General features: G+C 41.5%; 20 protein-coding genes and 1 pseudogene. 7 read left to right on the top strand and 14 right to left on the bottom strand.

The genetic code is table 11. From position 1 onward, the window contains the following. Positions 1 to 95: 95 nt before the first annotated feature. The 3 genes from dinB (at position 96) to abc-f (ending at position 4,151) form a co-directional block, all read left to right on the top strand. Positions 96 to 605, top strand: a complete 510-nt coding sequence (dinB, locus tag NYE43_RS03100; protein ID WP_024120372.1) for a damage-inducible protein DinB — start codon at positions 96 to 98, stop codon at positions 603 to 605. Positions 606 to 783: 178 nt separating this feature from the next. Beyond that, the gene (locus NYE43_RS03095; RefSeq protein WP_024120370.1) at positions 784 to 2,163 is read left to right on the top strand and encodes an amino acid permease; all 1,380 of its coding nucleotides are present in this window, start codon (positions 784 to 786) and stop codon (positions 2,161 to 2,163) included. Positions 2,164 to 2,501: 338 nt separating this feature from the next. Beyond that, a complete protein-coding gene (gene abc-f, locus NYE43_RS03090; protein WP_101860707.1) occupies positions 2,502 to 4,151 on the top strand; it encodes a ribosomal protection-like ABC-F family protein in 1,650 nt (549 codons plus the stop codon). A 54-nt stretch (positions 4,152 to 4,205) separates the two neighbouring features. On the opposite strand, the gene NYE43_RS03085 is transcribed toward abc-f, so the two are convergent. From NYE43_RS03085 to NYE43_RS03070, 4 genes are all read right to left on the bottom strand, one after another. Then, positions 4,206 to 5,027, bottom strand: a complete 822-nt coding sequence (locus NYE43_RS03085) for a sugar phosphate isomerase/epimerase family protein (protein ID WP_341060845.1) — start codon at positions 5,025 to 5,027, stop codon at positions 4,206 to 4,208. Between the two features lie 15 nt (positions 5,028 to 5,042). Continuing rightward, a complete protein-coding gene (locus tag NYE43_RS03080; protein ID WP_341060842.1) occupies positions 5,043 to 6,386 on the bottom strand; it encodes a sugar porter family MFS transporter in 1,344 nt (447 codons plus the stop codon). Positions 6,387 to 6,468: 82 nt separating this feature from the next. After that, a complete protein-coding gene (locus NYE43_RS03075; protein ID WP_103671992.1) occupies positions 6,469 to 7,473 on the bottom strand; it encodes a LacI family DNA-binding transcriptional regulator in 1,005 nt (334 codons plus the stop codon). A gap of 92 nt (positions 7,474 to 7,565) precedes the next feature. Further along, a complete protein-coding gene (locus NYE43_RS03070) occupies positions 7,566 to 8,591 on the bottom strand; it encodes a Gfo/Idh/MocA family oxidoreductase (protein ID WP_341060840.1) in 1,026 nt (341 codons plus the stop codon). Positions 8,592 to 8,941: 350 nt separating this feature from the next. On the opposite strand from NYE43_RS03070, the pseudogene NYE43_RS21675 reads away from it, so the two are divergent. Then, positions 8,942 to 9,258: pseudogene (locus NYE43_RS21675) on the top strand (HIT domain-containing protein). Between the two features lie 10 nt (positions 9,259 to 9,268). Here the strand turns inward: NYE43_RS21675 and NYE43_RS03060 are convergent. The 4 genes from NYE43_RS03060 to NYE43_RS03045 all read right to left on the bottom strand — a co-directional run bounded on the left by NYE43_RS03060 (position 9,269) and on the right by NYE43_RS03045 (position 11,306). Then, positions 9,269 to 9,742, bottom strand: a complete 474-nt coding sequence (locus tag NYE43_RS03060; protein ID WP_185848246.1) for a GNAT family N-acetyltransferase — start codon at positions 9,740 to 9,742, stop codon at positions 9,269 to 9,271. Positions 9,743 to 9,870: 128 nt separating this feature from the next. Next, positions 9,871 to 10,215 (bottom strand): DoxX family protein, encoded by a 345-nt coding sequence (locus NYE43_RS03055; protein ID WP_024120363.1) that lies wholly within the window; start codon positions 10,213 to 10,215, stop codon positions 9,871 to 9,873. Continuing rightward, entirely contained in the window at positions 10,212 to 10,811 is a 600-nt protein-coding gene (locus tag NYE43_RS03050) for a TetR/AcrR family transcriptional regulator (protein WP_024120362.1), read from the bottom strand. Before NYE43_RS03050 ends, NYE43_RS03055 begins: the two co-directional genes overlap by 4 nt. A gap of 159 nt (positions 10,812 to 10,970) precedes the next feature. Next, on the bottom strand, positions 10,971 to 11,306 hold the full coding sequence (locus NYE43_RS03045; RefSeq protein ID WP_024120361.1) for a thioredoxin family protein: 336 nt from the start codon (positions 11,304 to 11,306) through the stop codon (positions 10,971 to 10,973). 328 nt (positions 11,307 to 11,634) lie between these two features. On the opposite strand from NYE43_RS03045, the gene NYE43_RS03040 reads away from it, so the two are divergent. Beyond that, positions 11,635 to 12,219: a DUF421 domain-containing protein gene (locus NYE43_RS03040; RefSeq protein ID WP_095714182.1), complete on the top strand. Its 585-nt coding sequence runs from the start codon at positions 11,635 to 11,637 to the stop codon at positions 12,217 to 12,219. Between the two features lie 281 nt (positions 12,220 to 12,500). Here the strand turns inward: NYE43_RS03040 and NYE43_RS03035 are convergent, their stop codons facing one another. Next, positions 12,501 to 12,920 carry an Lrp/AsnC family transcriptional regulator gene (locus tag NYE43_RS03035; RefSeq protein WP_024120359.1) on the bottom strand — a complete coding sequence of 140 codons (420 nt, stop codon included), beginning with the start codon at positions 12,918 to 12,920 and terminating at the stop codon, positions 12,501 to 12,503. Positions 12,921 to 13,202: 282 nt separating this feature from the next. Here NYE43_RS03035 and NYE43_RS03030 point away from each other — a divergent pair, with 282 nt between their 5' ends. Beyond that, the gene (locus NYE43_RS03030) at positions 13,203 to 13,964 is read left to right on the top strand and encodes an MBL fold metallo-hydrolase (protein WP_095714180.1); all 762 of its coding nucleotides are present in this window, start codon (positions 13,203 to 13,205) and stop codon (positions 13,962 to 13,964) included. 86 nt (positions 13,965 to 14,050) lie between these two features. On the opposite strand, the gene NYE43_RS03025 is transcribed toward NYE43_RS03030, so the two are convergent. Then, positions 14,051 to 14,824 carry a GNAT family N-acetyltransferase gene (locus NYE43_RS03025; RefSeq protein WP_341060834.1) on the bottom strand — a complete coding sequence of 258 codons (774 nt, stop codon included), beginning with the start codon at positions 14,822 to 14,824 and terminating at the stop codon, positions 14,051 to 14,053. 219 nt (positions 14,825 to 15,043) lie between these two features. Beyond that, positions 15,044 to 16,492: a MocR-like pyridoxine biosynthesis transcription factor PdxR gene (pdxR, locus tag NYE43_RS03020; RefSeq protein ID WP_341060832.1), complete on the bottom strand. Its 1,449-nt coding sequence runs from the start codon at positions 16,490 to 16,492 to the stop codon at positions 15,044 to 15,046. Between the two features lie 133 nt (positions 16,493 to 16,625). On the opposite strand from pdxR, the gene NYE43_RS03015 reads away from it, so the two are divergent. Continuing rightward, positions 16,626 to 17,525, top strand: a complete 900-nt coding sequence (locus NYE43_RS03015; RefSeq protein ID WP_101860714.1) for a DMT family transporter — start codon at positions 16,626 to 16,628, stop codon at positions 17,523 to 17,525. A gap of 197 nt (positions 17,526 to 17,722) precedes the next feature. On the opposite strand, the gene NYE43_RS03010 is transcribed toward NYE43_RS03015, so the two are convergent. From NYE43_RS03010 to NYE43_RS03000, 3 genes are all read right to left on the bottom strand, one after another. Continuing rightward, positions 17,723 to 18,148: a MaoC family dehydratase gene (locus NYE43_RS03010; RefSeq protein ID WP_095714176.1), complete on the bottom strand. Its 426-nt coding sequence runs from the start codon at positions 18,146 to 18,148 to the stop codon at positions 17,723 to 17,725. Between the two features lie 525 nt (positions 18,149 to 18,673). Continuing rightward, positions 18,674 to 19,621 (bottom strand): mannose-6-phosphate isomerase, class I, encoded by a 948-nt coding sequence (gene manA, locus NYE43_RS03005; RefSeq protein WP_268498533.1) that lies wholly within the window; start codon positions 19,619 to 19,621, stop codon positions 18,674 to 18,676. A gap of 15 nt (positions 19,622 to 19,636) precedes the next feature. After that, complete coding sequence (locus NYE43_RS03000) at positions 19,637 to 21,571, bottom strand: PTS fructose transporter subunit IIABC (protein WP_341060828.1); 1,935 nt, start codon at positions 21,569 to 21,571, stop codon at positions 19,637 to 19,639. Positions 21,572 to 21,701: the final 130 nt, after the last annotated feature.

The following is a 21,701-nucleotide window of genomic DNA, read 5'->3' as shown; positions in this document are numbered from 1 at the left end:
TATGTTCTGTCAATACATTTTATTCACAGAAAATTCCCTAAAGAATGTTTGTTCGTATACAATAGAAACAATAAACGCGAAAGGGGAAAATTCACATGTCTGATCTAGCATTACAATTGTATGAATATAACGTATGGGCTCATCAGCAAATGTTTAATCGATTAAAAGAGCTTCCACAGGAGGTTTATCGTCAGGAGATCCAAAGTGTGTTCCCGTCAATATCCCATGTGTTGTCCCATGTTTATCTTTCTGATCTCGGCTGGATTGAAGTGTTTTCCGGAAAAAGTATGAACCATGCTTTGGCATTAGCTGAACAGCTTACAGAACAGACAGTGGCGAAGGAGCTAGCGGAAATGGAAGCCCTGTTTCTAAAGTTGTCCGAGCGATATACAGCTTTTTTCAAGCAAAAGGAACAGATCCATAAACCCCTTCAGATTGAAAATCCCGCCGGCGGAATCATGAAAACGACTGCTTCTGAACTGGTGCCGCATGTTGTAAATCACGGGACATATCACCGCGGCAACATAACAGCGATGCTGCGTCAGATAGGGTACGCATCTGCTCCGACTGATTATGGGCTTTATCTGTATATGAAAAAGTCATAAAATGGCGTAAACAAAAGCGGCTCCCACGATTGAGCCGCTTTTTTCGTACCTTGTGATGAATCGATAAACCTTAAAATTTCCTTCCATATTTCCTGTATAGTAAAAAAGATAGAAATTTTAGTGTTATAATAGTATCTAAAAACATGTTTAAACAATTTTCAATGGAGGAACACACAAAGTGACAGACGACAAGACGCAAGATCCTAATATAAATCAGCAGAAACTGTCGAGAGGCCTGAAAAACAGGCACATCCAGCTTATTGCGATCGGCGGAGCCATTGGGACAGGCCTGTTTCTCGGTTCGGGAAAATCGATACACTTTGCAGGACCGTCAATTTTATTTGCTTACATGATCACGGGGATCATTTGCTTTTTAATTATGAGATCGCTTGGAGAACTGCTGTTGTCTAATCTGAACTATCACTCTTTTGTTGATTTTGTTCAGGATTATTTAGGCGATATGGCCGCATTTATCACAGGCTGGACCTACTGGTTCTGCTGGATTTCAATCGCGATGGCCGATTTAACTGCGGTCGGGCTATATACACAGTATTGGCTTCCCGGTGTGCCGCAATGGGTTCCGGGCTTAATCGCTCTTATTATTTTACTGATTATGAACCTGGCTACCGTCAAGCTGTTTGGAGAATTGGAATTCTGGTTTGCATTAATTAAAGTCATTGCCATCTTGGCGCTGATTGTGATCGGTCTTTTTATGATTTTCAAAGGCTTTTCCACAAGTTCAGGTGTTTCCAGTTTCTCAAATCTCTGGAACCACGGAGGCATGTTCCCGAATGGAATACACGGATTTATCCTCTCGTTCCAGATGGTTGTGTTTGCCTTTGTCGGCATTGAACTCGTCGGGCTTACAGCGGGTGAAACAGAAAACCCTGAAAAAGTCATCCCTAAGGCGATCAACAATATCCCTGTAAGGGTGCTGCTTTTCTATATTGGGGCGCTTCTTGTGATTATGAGCATCTATCCATGGGATGTCATCAATCCTAGCGAAAGCCCATTCGTACAGGTCTTTGTTGCAGTCGGCATCGTCGGTGCGGCAAGCATTATCAACTTTGTTGTATTAACGTCAGCTGCCTCAGCCTGCAACAGCGCTGTATTCAGTACAAGCCGCATGGTCTATTCACTGGCGAAAGACAAGAATGCGCCGGAATCAATGGCGAAACTGACACCGCGCAAGGTACCGAGAAATGCATTGTTCTTTTCAGCTATCGTGATTTTAATCGGTGTCACATTGAACTACATCATGCCGGAAGGCGTATTCACCTTGATCACAAGTATTTCCACCGTATGTTTTATCTATATTTGGGGAATTACTGTTATCTGCCATATGAAATACCGTAAAACAAGACCTGAATTGGCGAAAGCAAACAAATTTAAGCTGCCGCTTTATCCATTTACGAATTACTTAATTTTGGCGTTCCTGGCGTTTGTCCTTGTTGTACTGGCATTAGCACAGGATACTCGGGTTTCCTTATTTGTTACACCGGTTTGGTTTATTTTGTTGATTGTGATTTATAAAGTAAGAAAATTAAAGCAGCCATAACCCTTTTAAGCTCCTGCCTCAGAAATGAGAGCAGGAGCTTTTTTGATTGGATATCCAGAGGAATTCCAATTTCCCTTTGCTTTCGAATTAAAAAATATGCTATATTGTTTGTAATAAATTGAGAAGGGATGATGGGTGGACAATGATTAACTAATCTTATTTTTAACGTTTGAAATCGCATATTTCAAATCATAAAAAATAGGATTAGTCTGCCCATTTTCTAAATACGTACGCGCTATTTCTGAAGAATAGCTTATTTAATCATGGCAAAGGCACGGCTAATCCTTCCAAAACATTTGGGAGGATTTTTTTGTTCTCCCTTAAAGCGAGGGATATAGATGAAAGAACAATTAAAACTTATAAACGTCAGCTATGAAGTGAAGGATCTTACCGTTTTTAAAAACATAAATGCCAGCGTTCAGCAAGGCGATATCATTGGGATTATCGGCAAAAACGGGGCTGGAAAATCGACGCTGCTTCACCTGATCAACAAGGACTTAATTCCGTCACAGGGACAAATCCAATGGATGCAGCACGGCTTAAAAACGGTGCTGGTTGAACAGGAGACTGAATCGTATTCCTTTGAGAATCAGACACCTGCCGAAGTGAAACTGCTGGAGAAATGGCACGTGCCAGCCCGTGATTTCAGCCAGTTAAGCGGCGGAGAAAAACTGAAAGCACGGCTGGCAAAAGGGCTATCAGAGGATGCAGACCTTTTCCTGCTAGATGAACCGACAAACCATCTTGATGACATAAGCCTGCAATTTCTCATTCAGCAGCTGAAAAATGTTAGCGGCACTGTCATTCTCGTTTCGCACGATCGGTATTTCTTAGATGAAGCTGCCACGAAAATATGGTCAATCGAGGACCACACGCTGACTGAATACAAAGGGAACTACTCTGGTTACATGAAGTTCCGGAAAGAAAAAAGACTGACACAGCAGCGCGAATATGAAAAACAGCAGAAAATGATTGAACGGATTGAAGCACAAATGACAGAACTCACTTCATGGTCGAAAAAAGCCCACGCACAATCGACGAAAAAGGAAGGGTTTAAAGAATACCATCGTGTAAAAGCAAAGCGCACAGATGCCCAGATCAAATCGAAACAAAAGCGGCTTGAAAAAGAACTCGAAAAAACAAAGGCTGAGCCTGTCGATCCGGAATATACTGTTCGTTTTTCAATTGATACAACTCATAAAACAGGAAAACGGTTTTTGGAGGTTCAACATCTGACGAAGTCATTTGGCGAAAAGACACTGTTTCAAAACGCCCGCTTTACGATTCAGCACGGAGAAAAGGTTGCCATTACAGGCCCGAACGGCAGCGGAAAAACAACCTTATTGAAAGTCATTCTTGGACAGGAAACGGCTGAGGGAAAGGTGTGGATATCACCATCAGCAAAAATCGGTTATTTAACACAGGAAGTATTTGATTTGCCTTTAGAACAAACACCGGAGGAGTTATTTTATCAAGACACGTTCGAGGCGAGAGGAAATGTCCAGAATATCATGACGCGATTGGGATTTACCGCTTCTCAATGGACAGAACCAATTCAACATATGAGTATGGGCGAGCGTGTAAAGTGCAAGCTGATGGCTTATATCTTAGAGGAAAAAGACGTGCTGATATTAGATGAACCGACCAATCACCTCGACCTGCCGTCACGCGAACAGCTGGAAGAAACACTGTCACAATACAGCGGCACACTGATTGTGGTATCGCACGACCGTTATTTTCTCGAGAAAACAACGAACAGCAAACTCGTTATCTCAAACAATGGCATCGAAAAGCAATTGAATGACGTTCCTTCAGAAAGAAATGACCGGGAGGAGCTTCGTTTAAAGCTTGAGACAGAAAGACAAGAAGTGCTGGGAAAGCTCAGTTTTATGACGCCAAATGATAAAGGGTACAAGGAGCTGGATCAGGCCTTCAATGAGCTTACGAAACGGATGAAAGAGCTTGATCATCAAGATAAAAAAAACTGAGCGGGAATGTTCAAGCGGCATTAAAAAGGACAACAGCCGTTGTCCTTTATTTCTTTATATTTTCAAGCCTTCCCATGACCTTAATGTCTCTAATGATGACTTATAATACCCTGCCGCTACTTCCAAATAGGCATTTCCTTTCATCGGAGTAAACGGATCCGGTCCAGCCGCCACCATCTCCATAATTATCGGGCCTTTATAACCGATAAAATTAAGCGCTTCGATTTGCTCTTTGAGATTCGCATGGCCGTTTCCGATCGCCTGGCGATTTGAATCAGCCACGTGATAGACTCCGAGTTTCTGCCCTGCCAATTTAATGGCCTTTACAGGATCAGCTTCTTCTATATTCATATGATACGCATCGAGAAGTACTTCGAGATTGGGGCTGCCGACATCGCGAATGAATTGTAAAGCTTCTTCACAAGTGACCACTTGGTGATTTTCGTATCGGTTCAGTACTTCAAATACCACCTGAATCTGTAATTCCTCCGCTTTAGCCATGATCCTATTAGCGCTTTTGACTAGTAAACTCCAATCCCTTGTATCATCACCGCTCCCTCTCACATTACCGACATCGCCGTGAATACAGATACGGGGAGCCCCTAAATCCACAGCCCAATCCAGTAAATCTAAGAAATACTGCACAGCCTTTGAACGAACTTCTTCATTCGCACTTGAAATATCCACATTCCTTGGCGTTATCGATAAAACCTTTACTTGATGAGCAGCCAATGTTTCGGCAATGTCTTTCGGATTCAGCGAAATATCCCCTTCGACCTCAACCCCATCTACTCCGATTTCTGCAGCCAGCCGGCATTTTTGTTCAAATGGAATGCTGCCGAAAGTCCATAAGCATAACCCATATTCTCTTCCCATATTGAAATCCTCCTTTTAGAAAGATAAAGCTGTATTCTTTGACATGATTTCTCCTTCAATCTGTTCCAATGATTTGCCTTTTGTCTCTGGCACATATTGATAAACAAAGAGAAAGGCAAGTACACCAATGGCGCCGTACATGAGAAATAAAGCACCTGTACCTATCAGATCTAAAAGCAGCGGGAAGGACAGCGACACTGCAATATTTGCCAGCCACAGACAGGTACTAGCAATTCCCAGCGCCGTTCCCCTGACCTGCAACGGAAAAATTTCAGCCAGCACAACCCAAACGACCATTCCCCAGCTCGCTGAATACGCTACCATAAACAAGCATAAGCAGGATAACAGCAGCCAATCGGGTGCATGAAAGAACAGCGTACTGATGCCCAAAATACCAAGTGCCAAAGACATTCCGACATTGCCGATCAGCATGAGCTTTCTTCGCCCTATCATATCAATCAGCAGCAAGCCGATGATCGTAAATAAGACATTGATAATGCCGATGCCAATGGTTCCTGCAATGGCACTGGAAGCGCCGAACCCCGCATTTTCTAAGATGGTCGGTGTATAATAAATAATCGTATTCGTGCCTATTACTTGCTGAAAGATGGCGACCCCAATACCTAAAAATAAGATCGGCCTGATTGCCGGGGATAATAATGTTGATATGGAAACACGTTCCTTCGTCTTAATCTCCTTCATACTGCGGATCTCAGCATCGATTGTTTTCGGATCTCTCGTCAGAAGCAAAATATGGCGTGCTTCATCCTCACTTCTTTTCTGCAGCACCCATCGCGGGCTTTCAGGCATAAAAAACATGCCAGCCATGAGAATGAAAGAGGGAATCACTGCTAATAGAAGCATCAGATCCCACCTGCCCGAAGATGAAAAAACAAAGTTTACAATATACGCCATGAGAATTCCGAAAGAATTCATCAATGTATTCAATGAAGCGATTCTGCCTCTGATCGCGGCAGGCGCCATTTCTGACAGATACAAAGGAACAATTGCCGAAGCTCCTCCAACTGCTACACCTAATTCCATTCTGAATAGTAATAATATTCCGATATTATGAGCTAAGCCTGTTCCAATGGCTCCAATTGTAAAAAGCACACCTAGCCAGATGATTGTTTTTTTCCTGCCATAGCGGTCGGAAAATCTTCCGCAAAAGGCTGCCCCGGCTAAAGCGCCAATCAGTACTCCGCTGACAACCAATCCTTCTAAAAATGGAGTCAGCTCCATGTCTTCTCTAATAAACAGCAGCGCGCCGGATATTACACCCGTATCGTACCCGAACAGCAAACCTCCTAATGCCCCGAAAAAATAAATAAGACTGATATAGGCCTTTTTGGATGTCATTAAGACACCTCCGACTGATTGTATTTAACGTTTAAGAGGGGATATCCCTTCGTTTAAGAGAAAGATCCCCCAAAATACAGGGTCATAACAGTGACGCCGTTGAATTCCGCACAATTAATGAAGGAGACAGCATCACACGCTGTATCACTTTCTTTTGTTTTGAATCGGCCATGCCGTCCATCAGCAGTTCGATTGCCTTTTCTCCCATTTCTTCAGTCGGCTGTGCGATAGTCGTCAATTGGGGATCACTGATCTTTGCAAGGATGCTGTTGTCAAACCCAACTAGAGAAAGAGATGAAGGAATAGAAATGTGAAGCTGCCTAGCAGCCTGTAAAACGCCTAAAGCAAGCAGCTCAGTCGTCACAAAGACAGCTGTCGGCCTATGTTTTTGATTAAGCAGCTTTAAACTGATGTCTTTACTGGCTGACAAGTCATATGGACAGTCCAGAATGGCTGATTCATCGATTTGGATTCCTGAAACCTGCAGTCCTTCTTTAAAGCCGATGACACGATTTTTGATTGATGTATTGTTAATCTTTTCTGCTATGACAGCTATATTTGCATGCCCTAAATGGGCTAAATGGACAGCTGCCTCGTATCCCCCTTTAAAATCATCCGCCACTACAGTGTCTACAGGCAGATGCGGTATATCTCTCGACAGCATGACAACCGGCATGTCGCTTTCAATCAGCTCGCGTATCGCCTGACTGTTTTTGAGACCCGTCGCCACAATAATGCCGTCTACATGCTTTTGCTTCAGCATGGTGATATATTCTTCTTCTCTCAGCGAATGATTGTCCGTACTGCATATGATGACACTGAAGTCCTTTTTACGGCCGCTGTCCTCCACGGCTCTGGCCAGTTCGGCCATAAACGGATTGGCGATGTCAGGAATGAGCAGCCCGATGGTCTTCATCATTTTTCTGGCTGAAGTCACAACACTTGGCTGATATTGAAGCTCCTCAATCACTTTCCAAATTCTATTTTTCGTTTTTTCACTTATATTGCCGGTGTTATTAAGAACCTTTGAAACCGTAGAGATTGAAACGTTTGCTTCCTTAGCAACATCATAAATGGTTGTTTTCATAAGAAGGCCACCTTTATAAAATAGATCCTCTCTAGTATAAACGAATGCTTACCAGAATTTCTTTTTAAAAAGGAGCTTCTTCTATCAAAAACTCAAACCGTTTGCGGCACTCCGTTTTTTAGTGTAACAGGCCGCTTCGTTTTGCAAGATTCTATACAAGCTGCGGCAATGGCAAGTGCCGCACGCGCATCTTCGCCTGTAACTAAGGTTGGCTTATGATTTCGAACGGCATCCACAAATGATTGTAACTCATCAACATAAGCATCAAATAATAAGTCCTGATCGTAGCGAATCGTGTTGTAGCTGACTCCGTCTTTGTTATACCTTGTCATGTTTGTATGGCGGATATCTCCGATGGTCAGCATGCCTTCAGATCCGAACACTTCTCCGCGGACATCATATCCATAAACGGCTTGGAAATTCGCTTCCGCCGTTGCAATCGCTCCGTTATCAAATTTGATCGTGACAACTGCAGTATCCAAAAATCCTTTGTCTTTAAAATCAGGTCTGACAAGAGCATCGGCCGCGGCATAGACTTCAATTGGCTTTGCATTTGGATTGAGAAAGAGTAAGGTATCAAAATCATGAATCAGCGTCTCTAAAAAAATCGTCCATTGAGGAATTGAAGTCGGATCGCCGAGTGCCGGATCTCTTGTGATGGAACGCATTAACTGTGGTGTGCCGATTTTTCCTGCACAGATTTCTTCATATGCACTGCGAAAGCCTTTAGCGAAACGTCTGTTAAAACCGACCTGGAGCGGAACAGATTCTTCATTTACTGCTCTGATGACCTCATCCGCTTCTTCCAGCGTAACAGCCATCGGTTTCTCGCAAAATACAGCTTTCCCCTTCTTTGCCGCTGCAATAATGTTTGCGGCATGCGTCCTTGCTGGCGACGCAATGATGACCGCATCAATAGCCGGATGCTCCAGCATGTCTAACGGATCCGTAAACGCTTTAATATTTGAGCCGAGCTTTTTTGCAAATGCTTCTGCATTCCCCGGAACCGGATCTGCAACCGCATACAAATCTGCTCCTTTCACACGGAACGCAATACTTTCTCCGTGAAAAGCTCCCATCCGTCCCGCACCTAATAGCCCAACCTGTACATTTCCCAACAGTACCACTCCCATTCTGCGAAAATAAGGAAAGTCTTTCCCTTTAATATCATTATAGAATAAAAAATAACCCCTAAAAATATTTCTAAATACATTTAAGGATAGAGAAAGTCTTTCCTAATTGGTTCCAATTGTAACCCCTTACATTTTTGAGGTCAATCTTTTTTTCTGTGTTTAAGCAGACCTCTCCTTTAGCCCGTCGATCAAGCCAGCAACGACTAAGGGTTCAGGGGCAAAAAAATACCAATGGTGTGCGGCCCCTGATCGTTCAGATGGAAACTTCTCATATATAGAAGAGAGGTAATGAAGAAAAGCAGAAGAGAAAATGAAATAAAGTGAGGATGGATCATATGACTGAAGACTTTTACTGTGATGACGTATTTAGCGGCAAAACGAAGCAAATAAGGTATTAGAGGCAGATAACGTATTGGCTTACTATCATACAAACCCTTTTTATCCAGTCCATGTTGTGGCTGTCCCGAAGAAACATATCTCCTCATGATCACCCTGGAAGAGAACGACCATGATGTGAATGGGTGTCATTCAAAAGGTCGCTTCCATAGTGACGGAAGAAAAAGGTGCATGCCGTGTGATCACCAACTTAGGAGCTTACCATGACTCTAAACATCTGCATTGGCATATTGTGTTTGGGAAACCGCTTAAATAAGCAGCTATTATCAGCACAGCTGTTTCCGCATACGTATATTGGTCATGGCATATCCCATCTTCTGATAAAGATAGACGGCTGTCTCGTTATGTGCAAACACATGGAGAGCAAGTCTTTCCGCCCCAAGCTCTCTTGCTCTTTCATCCAGACTTTGAAGCGCCAATTGAGCCAGCCCTTTACCGCGAAAGGCTTCATACAATCCAAAGGAATAGATAAACGCTTCCTTTTGCGGATGAAGCGGATCAGCATACAGCCAGAGCCAGCCCATCCTTTCCCCTTCTTCATTTATGATGTTCCAAAAGAAATGATTGCTGCTGTTTCGTCCATTCGGAATCATTTTCTCATATGCCTGTTCCGATTTCTCAAACGCCTCTTTTTCCGTCCAAGTTCCCGATTGTATGTTTTGTTTCGCATAATTTTGCACGGACATCCCTCGAAATGCTTCGAACTCCTCCACAGTCATGTCTTCCAAAGTTAACGCCATCCTGTATTCCTCCTTTATGAAAAAAAGTCCAGCTGGTGCCGTACGAATAACGTACAAATGAAGATCTATTTTCTATTATTCGATAAGAGAAGGAGGTCTCCTGCAAATTGGTTTGTTAAGTGAATAGCTTACGTGGACTCCCAAATGATTATAATGATAGAAACAATCAAACAGATCATTGCAGGGATCGTCATGAGTACTGATTGGCGCGCTCGAACAATGTGCGCATGAACCGCTCCCGCCATGAGAACGACAAACAGGACGCCTGCCCCAAATGCTGCATACCGATTCCAAATTCCCGCTGTCATAGCAAATGCCCCCGCTATTTCAAGAATACCAGTAACAGTCAGAAACCATAACGGATATTGATAATGCCGCCAATGCTCCACTTGAAAGGGCACGCGGAACACCTTTATGATGCCTCCTGCGAGCATAAAAGCTGCCAAACTGACTTTCATGATCATAGATATCATCTTGCGTCACTCCCTTTTGGAAGCATCCCGTATATTAAGAGATTGACAACCGGCTCGGCGAGACTTGCCGGATCTTTGATTCCGGTTAACAAATATGAATCGGTCAAATGTTCAATCATGCCGATCAAGCATTCCGCCACGGTTTCCATTTCCAATTCGGAACGAAAATAGCCAAGGCGCTGTTCTGCTTCTAAGTTGTCTTTCAAAACCATCGCCACATCTTGTTTCAATTGTTTCGCTTCTGGATTGAGAAAAAAACCGATCCTTGTTAAATCCTTGTCCTCCGCCAGAAACTGAAAAACAGCTGCCACAGCAGAGAGCACTCCGTTTGTTACATCGTTCGCATGTAATCCGGTTTCCAGGAGAAGTGATTCTGTCAGCTTTCTTAAGCGAGAGTGGAAATCGTTGATTAACTCCTCAAAGATGGCTTCTTTACTTTGAAAGTACAGATAAAAGGAAGGCTGCGTCAGTCCAGCTCTTTTCACAATGGCACTTACCTTCGTTTCATGAAATCCCCGAATCGAAAATTCATGTGCAGCAGCTTTGAGCAATCGTTTCCGGCTCTCCTCCCCTTTACGTCCTTTTCTGCTTTTCACATCGGATCAGCCTCCACAAAAAGATACTTTTCAGTAACATTACTTATGAGTATTATTTCATGAATTTGGATTTTATGTCAATGAATTTCATATCCATCTGCTTCCTTCATAAAAACATAACGAACATGACTTGAAGCCATGTTCGTTTAGCTGCACATTTTATTCCTCATATAATTGATAAACTCTTTTTAATTTCTGTTCCAGCTGTTCAAAATGCACGAAACGCGCTTCTCTCAGAAATTCAGTACCCTCAATAAATAAAAGAAGAACGGGGACGGTGAAGACCGAAAATCTGCCGGCAACCTCCTCCACACTGTCAGCATTAACGTGTCCTAGTTTGATATGCGGAAACTGCTCCAGCAATTCTCTGAGCTGCGGCAAAACTGCGTGGCATACTGTACAGCTTGGTCTTGATATATAGATAAAACTTAACTGGTGACGGTTTATAAAATTCTCTATTGCATTCAGTGATAGTAATTCAGTAACCTCTTTCATCCCATTCCTCCTGCTGATTGGTATTTACCTCCTGAAATATACGGGACCAGCCTTGAGAATGTCCATATATCTGCTTTATTTTTATACAACCTGTCCAAAATTGTAAGACAAATCTTTTCACCTGCTCTAAGCCGCTTGGAACGCGAACCGCTGTAAGGCAACTTTATCGCTGTTTATTCTCATGCGGGCAGCTTGGCAACATACAAAGTCATTCATCATGCTGAATGAACAACCAGGCTTTCGGATATATTAACGTTCAAATGGTCAAAGACGCTCTGCACTTAGCCTCCGGCGTTATAATCCTTTACATTACTGGTCAGGTGGTAGGATGAGTTTTACTTGGGAAGCATTTGTCCTCATGATATCTGGGGTGATTTTGCTTAGAATTTCAGGAAGAAAATCAATTGCGCAAATGACCTCGGCACAAACGGTTGTCATGATTTCGATCGGAACCATCATTGTTCAGCCGATCATCGAAAACAGCCTATTAAAAACACTAGTTGCAGCTGTCATTTTTACGCTCTCACTCCTTTTTATGGAATGGATTCAGCTAAAGTCTAATTTGATTGAAAAGCTGTTAACCGGGAAAGCGACAATTATCATTGAAGATGGCCAATTACATTTAGACAATTTAAAGAGAATGAGACTGACGTTAGATCAGCTGGAAATGCAATTGAGGCTGCACGGCGTTTCTACTTTACAGGATGTCAAAAAGGCGACGTTAGAAGCAAACGGCCTATTAGGCTTAGAATTAATTGATGAAGCCAAGCCTTTAACAGTCAGGGATTTAAAAAAGATCATTCACCCCGACTTTATCAAAGAAGATGTTCAGCCATCCCATTCAAATAACCGAAATTTATTTGATGAAATCGATCATGAAAATGTAAATCCCAGTCCTAAAAAGCTGCATTAAAAAAGGCGCCTGTGATTGGACGTCTTTGTGTGCCTTTTTTCATCAATTGTCGGCCATTCAGTTGAACAGCTGGTGCAGCGCCTCCCTGTTCCAAAGAACCCCACAGATCCAGATGATATTCGTAATTTGTTAATCACTAATGGATTCCAATTACGGATGATTCGCCACAGTCTGATTAAATGTCTTCATCAAACTTCATTATCCTTCCGCCTTATAACAAAAACCAAAGGCTGACACCCTTGGTTTTTATTAGCATTTATATATTCTTACTTTATGCATTTTTATTGTTGCATGTTATTAATAATAATAGACAATTTATAGTTTACATGCTGATTTAAGCCTACCAAAAATTCATCCAGCAATTCGTTAGAGGGAAATCTGCATTCCAGAAGATAACAGCCATCCCCGCTGATTTTATAATTATTGATGACGTATGTCTCTTGCGTTTTGATAAAGGAAAGATAAGGCTGATGGTGCGTGCTTTTTGTATAGATATTAATCAAGGCATGGATAGAATATCCCAATTTGTCTTGATTCACTTTAATGGTATAACCCTCAATCACTCCGTTATCTTCTAATTTGGCAACCCTGGATGCAGCGGCTTGGCCCGTCAAATGAACTTTCTCCCCTAATTCTTTCATTGTAATGCGGCTGTTTTTAGATAACTCTTCTATTATTTGCATATCCGTGTGATCCAACATCATATCCTATCCTTTCAAAAACAAATGAAAACATCGTATGCGCTAAGTAAATTGGCACCTATGTCCGAGTTCCAAAAATACATTCACTTTTTTAAAACCCGCGTACTATTTTGGTTGTCCGCATTCTCTTCAATCAGGATGCACTCTAGCCCGTTCGATGTTCATGTGTAATAGGTTCTTTCAACATTCAAGTAAAACGGCAAAAAGACTTGATTTCATCCATGTATTTGGCGATTGGTCATAGTATAAGCTATACGTATATCAAAGAAAAGGAGTTTTAATATGAACATTCAACAAATTCGTAATGCCACACTTGTTGTCGAATATGCAGGCAAAACGTTTTTAATAGATCCAATGTTAGCAGAAAAGGGCACTTATCCTCCATTCCCAAATTCACCACGACAAGACCAAAAAAATCCTTTAGTCAGCTTGCCGACATCAGCGGATCATATCATCAACAATCTTGATGCAGTCATTGTCACTCATTTGCATTTGGATCACTTTGATGATGCAGCCAAAGACATGTTGCCAAAAGACATAAAAATGTTTGTACAAAATGAAGAAGATGCGAAAGAAGTCAGAAACGCCGGTTTTCAAAATGTCGAGATTCTCACAACCGACACAGACTTTGATGGTATTCAATTAATCAAAACCAAAGGCGAACACGGCAGAGGAGATATTTTAAAACTTGCCGGTCTTGTATGCGGTGTCGTGTTCAAACACCAAAGCGAGAAAACGTTATATGTAGCCGGAGATACAGTTTGGTATGATGCGATACAAGAAGAGATCGATACACACCAGCCAGAAATCATTGTAGTGAACGGAGGAAACAATCAATTCTTTGAGGGCGGCTCTCTCGTCATGGGGAAAGAAGATATCTATGAAACGCATCAAGCTGCCCCTCATGCAAAAATAATCGTGAGCCATATGGAAGCGGTCAACCATTGGGCATTATCCAGAGAAGAATTAAAAGGCTTTATTCATGAAAAAGGCATGTCATCTCATGTACTAGTGCCAGATGATGGCGAATCATATTCATTTTAAATGGCGAAAAGAGTTCATGTGAATAAGCATGATATTCTCCGTCAGCTTGGTGCTCAAGAAAAGGCCCTTCCTTGGAAGGGTCTTTTTTAACCTGATTTTTTAAAAAAGATGGAGTATTTGGTTGATATCTTAAATCCTAGTTTTTTTGCTAAATGAATAGATGATTTGTTGCTGACATCACAATCCCAGCAAGGGCTGACGCCGTTTTCGAGACAATCATTTATAAACTTACTCCCAGCAATATAAGCGAACCCCATCCCTCTATATTCTTCGTGAGTATAGATATCCATTTCTGCACGATCGCCGCCTAGAAATATAGAAGTGCACTCACTGACAACATAATTGTCATACAAAACAGCAAATCCAAATCCGTTTTTTAAAAAATTCGAGACTGAACCCCAATACTCCTCATAATAAGCTTTTTGAAATTCAGTGCTGCTTGAAATGATATCCTCATTTATTCTTTTTAATGTAACCCCCTTTGGAAGCTGAAAAGCCTTTTTGGCAGAAATTTGTTGAGAAAACGAATATCGCATCATTTGATTCAATTCATCATGCAGTACAGTTTTTACTACGCTGTCCCATGAGCGATTGGGAGAAAACAGAGTAAATCTTTTTTTGGATTTAGCTCTCTTATTGTATAATTTGACGATAAATTCATTTACATTTTGATTCCTTTCATCGCCTGCAACATAATAAATTCCTGAGCTGGTTCCTATCAGAAACGATTGATCATCTGCATAAACAACTCCCGGAATTGTTTGTTCTAATATTGAATAAACAAATGTCGGGCAACATGTTTCTTTATGATGTATCAATGTTTTGACTTTACTATATTGTTCTTTTTTTATCTCCTGCAAACTGTACCCTCCTATCACTTTCCCTCTTTTATTCTATCCGTAAAAGAATTCCCCTCTTTTAAGAGACACTTCTGTTTTTTAGAACAGCCAGTAAGATAAAGAGATACCTACTCCTCTGCATATTCATCTTTTAATTCCTAAGAACGTATAAAAATAAAAACATACCAACATCGTTTGGTATGTTTTTTGATAGATAGGTTCTCAACATTGAATGCATATTTATTTACTGGCCAGCTCCTTAATGATCAAACTTAATTCATAAATTCCCTTTTGAAGATCTTCAAGGGATGCATAAGCGTATGACAAGCGAATATAATTGCCTTTTTCCTGAGCATAAATACTGCCAAGATTGAGAAGAATCCCTTTTGTTAAGGCTTTTTTATAAAGTAATTTCATAGATATCGAAGGCAATATTTTTAACCAGATAAAGAATCCCCCTTTAGGAATAGTCCAAACAGCTGCATTCTTCATATTGGTTTCTAAAGCGCTCGTAACAAATTGCCTTCTTATCTTTAATTGATGTCTCACCCGTTCTAAATGCCGCTGATATTGGCCAGATGTAAACCATTCCGCCGCTACTCTTTGAGACAACGAGCTCGATCCGTAATCTGTCTGCATTTTAATGTCAGATAAACGTTCAATCACTGGCTCTGGCCCGACTATCCATCCAATCCTTAAGCCCGGGCTTAGCGTTTTCGATAAACTTCCTACATATAGCACATGGCCGCTTTTATCTATTGTTTTAATAGGGTATGGCGGAATGTCATCTATCCACAGCTCACGATATATGTCATCTTCAATAATGGGAAGCTGCGTTTTTTCGCTTGCTGCAAGGATTTCTTTCCGCCGCTCTTCTGACATTAAGATACCAGTCGGATTTTGAAAACAAGGGTTTGTATATAATATGGCTCTTCCCCGTTCCCCCTTTGTCATATGAATATGATTTGGCAAAAGCCCCTCTTTATCGATAGGAAGTCCGGTCAGATTCATTCCGGCTGATTGAAATACATGTAATGAATAAAGATAAGATGGCTGATCAAGAAAAACAGTTGAACCTCTTTGCAAAAGCCCCATTGATATAAGCTGTAAGGCTTGCAGTGCTCCTGAAACTATAAGAATGGATGAAGGTGAAGCATGAATCCCGATTGTTTTTAAATAATCACTCAATGCCTCTCTTAAAGGCAAGTATCCTTTTGGTTCCTCATATCCGAACGCCTCTATGTTTTGAGATACCTTGCCCATAATCTCTTTCATAGCAGACAAAGGAAAAATCTCATTTGAAAGTTCTCCTTTGCTTAGCTGTATAAGATCAGAATTTGATTCTGATTTATTGATCTCTTGAACAATTCTTCGGCTTGGCTGCTGGATTCCCGAAGTTACATATTTCTCCCAATTGGGTGCAGAATTCTTAGCCAACAGTGTCCAAGTATTGTTGATGACAACTGTCCCTTTGCCCATTCTGCCTTCAATCAACCCATCTGCCATCAATTCCTCTAATGCTGTGATAACCGTGCTTCGATTTACATGAAAGTCTTTTGCAAGCGTTCGCTGGCTTGGAATCTTACTTCCAATCGGCCACTCTCCATTTCCTATTTTCTCTTTTATATAATCAATGATTTGTAAGTACTTAGGAAGCTTTCTAACCGTTTTTTCTTCTGTAACGCTCATCAAAAGCAGTCTCCTTCAACTAAAGTGGTTGGGTCAAAAATTGTATAACTGGTTGAAGCCATTTTATCAAATCTCTATTAGTATAAAACACACTAAATAACTGGTTGGTTTTTGTAAAGAAGGAGTGAAGATCATGAAAAAGAAAACTGTGCAACTCATCATATCTTACAGTCTTATGATCGGTTTGTGGGCATCAGCTTTTCCGGGAATTCGTGTAGGTCTGGAATATTACACACCCGAACACCTTGCTTTATTTCGTTTGTTAATCGGATCTATGGCATTGTTGCTTTTTGCTGTGCTGACTAAAATGCGCTTACCTGACATGAAAGATATCCCTGTCATCTTATTATTAGGGTTTTTAGGTTTTGCACTCTATCACATTTTGCTTAATATCGGCGAAAAAACAGTTAGTGCCGGGATTGCAAGCTTACTCGTAACCACAGCACCAATCTTTTCTGCGGTGTTGTCTCGACTGTTTTTTGGTGAACATTTTGGTTTTTCTAAATGGATTGGCTCTATCATTAGTTTATTGGGTGTGTCATTTATTTCATTAGGGACAGGAGATCATACGCTTTCAATGAAAGGAATTCTGTTCATTCTGCTGGCAGCTTTTGCAGAGAGTATTTATTTTGTTTTTCAAGCCCGTTATATAAAAAAGTATGGTTTTATTCCATTTGTAACGTTCACGATTTGGGGTGCATCCTTACCAATGCTTGTTTTTCTTCCAGGCTTATGGGGGGAGTTTGTAAACGCCTCAATGAACTCCACATTGTCTATCGTTTACTTAGGTTTATTCCCGACGGTCATCCCATACTTTGCGCTTGCATATGTAACTTCAATCGTCGGTGCTTCTGAAGCAACGATTTCACTTTATGTAACACCGGCTTTGACGTTGGTGATTTCCTGGGTGTGGATAGGCGAAATGCCTTCACTTATTTCACTGCTAGGCGGAATGGTTACTGTCAGCGGGGTATGTTTCACCTACATAAAAGGAAGCAAAATAAAGATGTTAAAGGAGATGAAAAAGTTCTAATTTCCTTTCTGTCTTGATGCACGGTATCGGTACCCTGCTTCATGTCATTACATGAATGAATAAAAAAACATACCAATCGTATTTGGTATGTTTTTTTCTAAGATGAGCTCTTAACATTGTAAGTCCAAAAAGCATATCTTAATTATACTCTCATCGTTTGATCAATCGGTGATCACAAACCTTGAATGTTACATTATTTATTGCTTAATCAATACTGATAACTCACCTTCGAATACTTTTTCTTCTTTATGATTATAAGTAAATAACAATACAGTAAGTATTCCCGTTCCACTTTTCTTTGGTTTTTTATCCACTACCTCAACAACTGTATGCAATTCATCATCTGGATACACGGGTTTTATGAATTTAATATGATTCATCTCTGTTCCAGCAATAATATCGTCGCCATAGAACCCCTCTTCAATCCAGAGCTTAAATGAAATGGCTAACGTTTGTATGCCAGAAGCGATGATTCCATTAAATCTGCCTTTATTCGCTTTTTCCTCGTCTACATGCATATATTGAGGGTCAAATTCTTCCGCAAACCTCATTACATTTTCTTTTGTTACCCTAAAAGACTTTGTATGAAATACTTGTCCAATCTCAAATTCATCCAACTTCATAAATACACCTCTTATCAAAATATTCTTTCATCAACTATCACATAAAAAATACTTTATCATATTTCATGTAGATCATCCTTTACATTCTTACCTATAAAACTTGTCAGATCAAATGTTCAGTTTGGGGAAAGAAACATTTGAAATAGCGAACGTGACAGCTCAAAGATGATTTTGCCCACGAAATAAAAAAAACTGCGTTTATAATAGGATAGCTTGTTTTTTTACAAACAAATCATTCAGAAACACATTTCGTTTTCTTCTCTATTTATCTATATAAAATTGAAGCAGCTTTTATAGGTTGTCTTTAGCAACGTGATTGTTGTCTACAGTTAATCTGCTGGACAGCATACTCCCAATTGCAGATAAGATAAAAGAAACATCGAAGGGGTGTCATAGTGAGTGAATATGAAAAAAGATACCAGCTGGTATCTTTTTATATTGAAACATTCAATTAGCTCAAAATGAGATCACTTTGGTTCGTTCTTTATATCAATCTTAAAAAATAAACTGGTATAAAGTTTTATTTTACAGATGAGATACGATACACTCCGCATCCCCTGTGAGTTTGAATTCCCCAAACCCGTAAGGCAGCAACATATGATCTCCTTTTTTAAAGTCATATGTACGCTCGCCGGAGATTATCCGGCCTTCTCCTTCGAGGACGCTGACAAGAAGGAATGATTTTTGCCGTTTTAAATTTGCTGATCCTGTTAACTCCCACTTCTCCACTGAAAAATAAGGGCACTCAACCAATACGGCAATTCGCAAATCATCTGTTTGTTCATATTGAACCATTTGCTGCTCTGGCGCAAATGGTACGTCTATCACTTCTATGCTCTTTTCCAAATGAAGCTCACGCAAATTGCCTTCTGTATCTTTTCGGCCGTAATCATATAATCTGTAGGTTGTATCGGAATTCTGCTGCGTCTCTAAAATGAGAATTCCTTTCCCAATCGCATGAACGGTGCCGCTTGGCACATAGAAGAAATCCCCCGGTTTTACCTTTACGCGGCGCAGGAGCTTGTCCCATTTTCCACCTTCTATCATCGAGATGAGTTCTCCCTTTGTTTTTGCGTTGTGGCCATAAACGATTTCTGCATCTTCTTGGCAGTCTATGATATACCAGCATTCTGTTTTTCCGAGCTCTCCTTTTTCACGCGTTTTTGCATACTCATCTTTCGGATGCACCTGAACGGATAAGTCTTGATTGGCATCCAAAATTTTCGTGAGAAGAGGGAAGCGGTCCCCCTTCAGATGTCCGAATAAATGCCGGTAATGTTCCCATAATTCGCTGAGCGTGAGCCCCTTGTATATCCCGTCTTGAACAATACTTTGCCCATTTTGATGTGCTGCAAAAGCCCAGCATTCCGCCGTCCGTTCTGACGGAATGTCATAGCCGAAAGCAGCCAAAGCGGTGCCGCCCCAAATCTTTTCTTTGAAAACAGGCTTGAAAAATAACGGTTCAGTCATCATGAAAATCCCCCCGCTTTATATGATTTCATCCAGGAGTTTGTATGCTTCTTCTTTTGTCTGCACAGAGAGCAGCCTTTCCCTATAGCTGTCATCCATCAGTTTTCGAGATAGCATTTGCAGCAGTTTCAGATGCTGGTTCCCTCCGCTATCTTTCGGTACAGCGATCATAAAGATTAACTTTGCTTCTGATCCATCAAGACTGTTCCAGTCAATGCCTGATCGTTTGATTCCAAACGCTACACTCGGCTTCTTGACGGCATCAGACTTCCCGTGCGGGATCGCGATATTCATGCCAATCGCCGTTGTCCCCTCTTGTTCGCGATTCATGATCGCTTCTTTAAAACCGCTCTCTGAATGCAGCATACCTGCGCGGGACAATTTTTGAATCATTTCATCGATAATGTCATCTCTGGTTTCGCCTGATAATGTTGGTTCAATAAGATCTATACTCATAATGTCTGTCAGCTTGTTAATATCCGTCTTCTGTCTGTTTTCCGCTTCATTGTGCTGTTTGGGAGCGTCATTCGATGCTGCAGCTTCACTCAGCCCGGCGGGTGAAGAAACCGGAATATCTTTTTTTAGTACATTAACTAAAAGAGCGGTGGTAAGAGATCCGGCAATCACTGCAATAAAAAACATCAATACATGATCAACGGCGCCTAGTACTGCCACTATAGGCCCGCCGTGCGCTACTCTGTCTCCGACATTGCCGATCATAGCGATCACAGAACCAATCATAGAACCTGCCATAATCCCCGGAATGACGCGAAGCGGATCTTGTGCCGCGAATGGAATGGCTCCTTCAGTGATGCCGAAGAGTCCCATGGTAAATGATGCTTTTCCCATTTCTCTTTCCGACTCCTGAAATTTCCTTTTTCCAAAAAACGTGGCAATCCCCAGGCCGATCGGCGGTATACAAATGGCGACGGCAATCAGTCCCATAATTTCATAGTTTCCTTCTCCGATCATGGCCGATCCGAACAGGAATGCCACCTTGTTTACGGGGCCTCCCATATCAAATGAAATCATTGCGCCTAAAATCAATGCCAGCAGGATGGAGCTCGAACCTTTCATGCCCGCCAGCCATACCGTTAAAGATTCGAAAATTTGGGCTACAGGTGCACCGATCAAAAACACAAACGCCAAACCTACAATTAGTGAAGCGAACACTGGAATAATAATAATCGGCATAATCGGCTGAATCGCTTTTGGAACTTTTAATTTTTTGATCCAAAGGGCAGCATACCCCGCCAAAAAACCGGCGATGATGCCACCGAGAAAACCGGCGCCGCTTGCACTGCCGTAAAAGCTTCCCGTCGCTGCAATATATCCGCCGATCATTCCTGGTACAAGCCCGGGCTTATCAGCGATGCTGTACGCGATATATCCGGCCAAAATCGGGATCATGAATGAGAATGAGGCACTTCCGATCTGTTCAATCGTTTTCCAAAAAGATTCATCCGGAATGACTAAGCCTTTCGGTGTTTTCTCACCTCCAAGCGTTAATGCAACCGCTATCAATAATCCGCCGACGACGATGAATGGAACCATAAAAGAAACACCGTTCATTAAATGACGATAAATCGGATTTTGTTTTTTCTCCTGTTGATTGCCGGCTTCCGAATTTGAAACTGAACGGTAGACCGGCACATCGCCGCTAAGTGCTTTTTGAATTAATTCTTCCGGTTTGCGGATACCATCCTGAACCCCGACAGACAACAGTTTTTTTCCTATAAACCGGTCTTTGTTTACCGAACGGTCTGCCGCAATAATGATCGCGTCTGCTTCACGAATCTCCTCACCGGTCAGCTCATTTTCCACTCCGATTCCGCCTTGGGTCTCGACTTTCATTTGGACGCCTAATCTGTCGGCAGCTTTTTGCAGATTTTCAGCCGCCATATATGTATGGGCAATTCCATTCGGGCATGATGTAATCGCTAACAGTTTCATACGAGTCCTCCTTTAAAGTATGAATCATAAGGCCTGTAACAACTGTATATCAAAATCATGCTTGTAAAAGCGCTGTTTTTTACCGTTAATTCCGGAAAAACCGGCATTTTTCCATATACAAAAAAAGCAG

Source organism: Bacillus sp. FSL R5-0434 (assembly GCF_038004745.1).
GTDB classification, from domain to species: Bacteria; Bacillota; Bacilli; order Bacillales; family Bacillaceae; genus Bacillus; species Bacillus halotolerans.
This window is presented reverse-complemented; position numbering and strand designations above follow the sequence as displayed.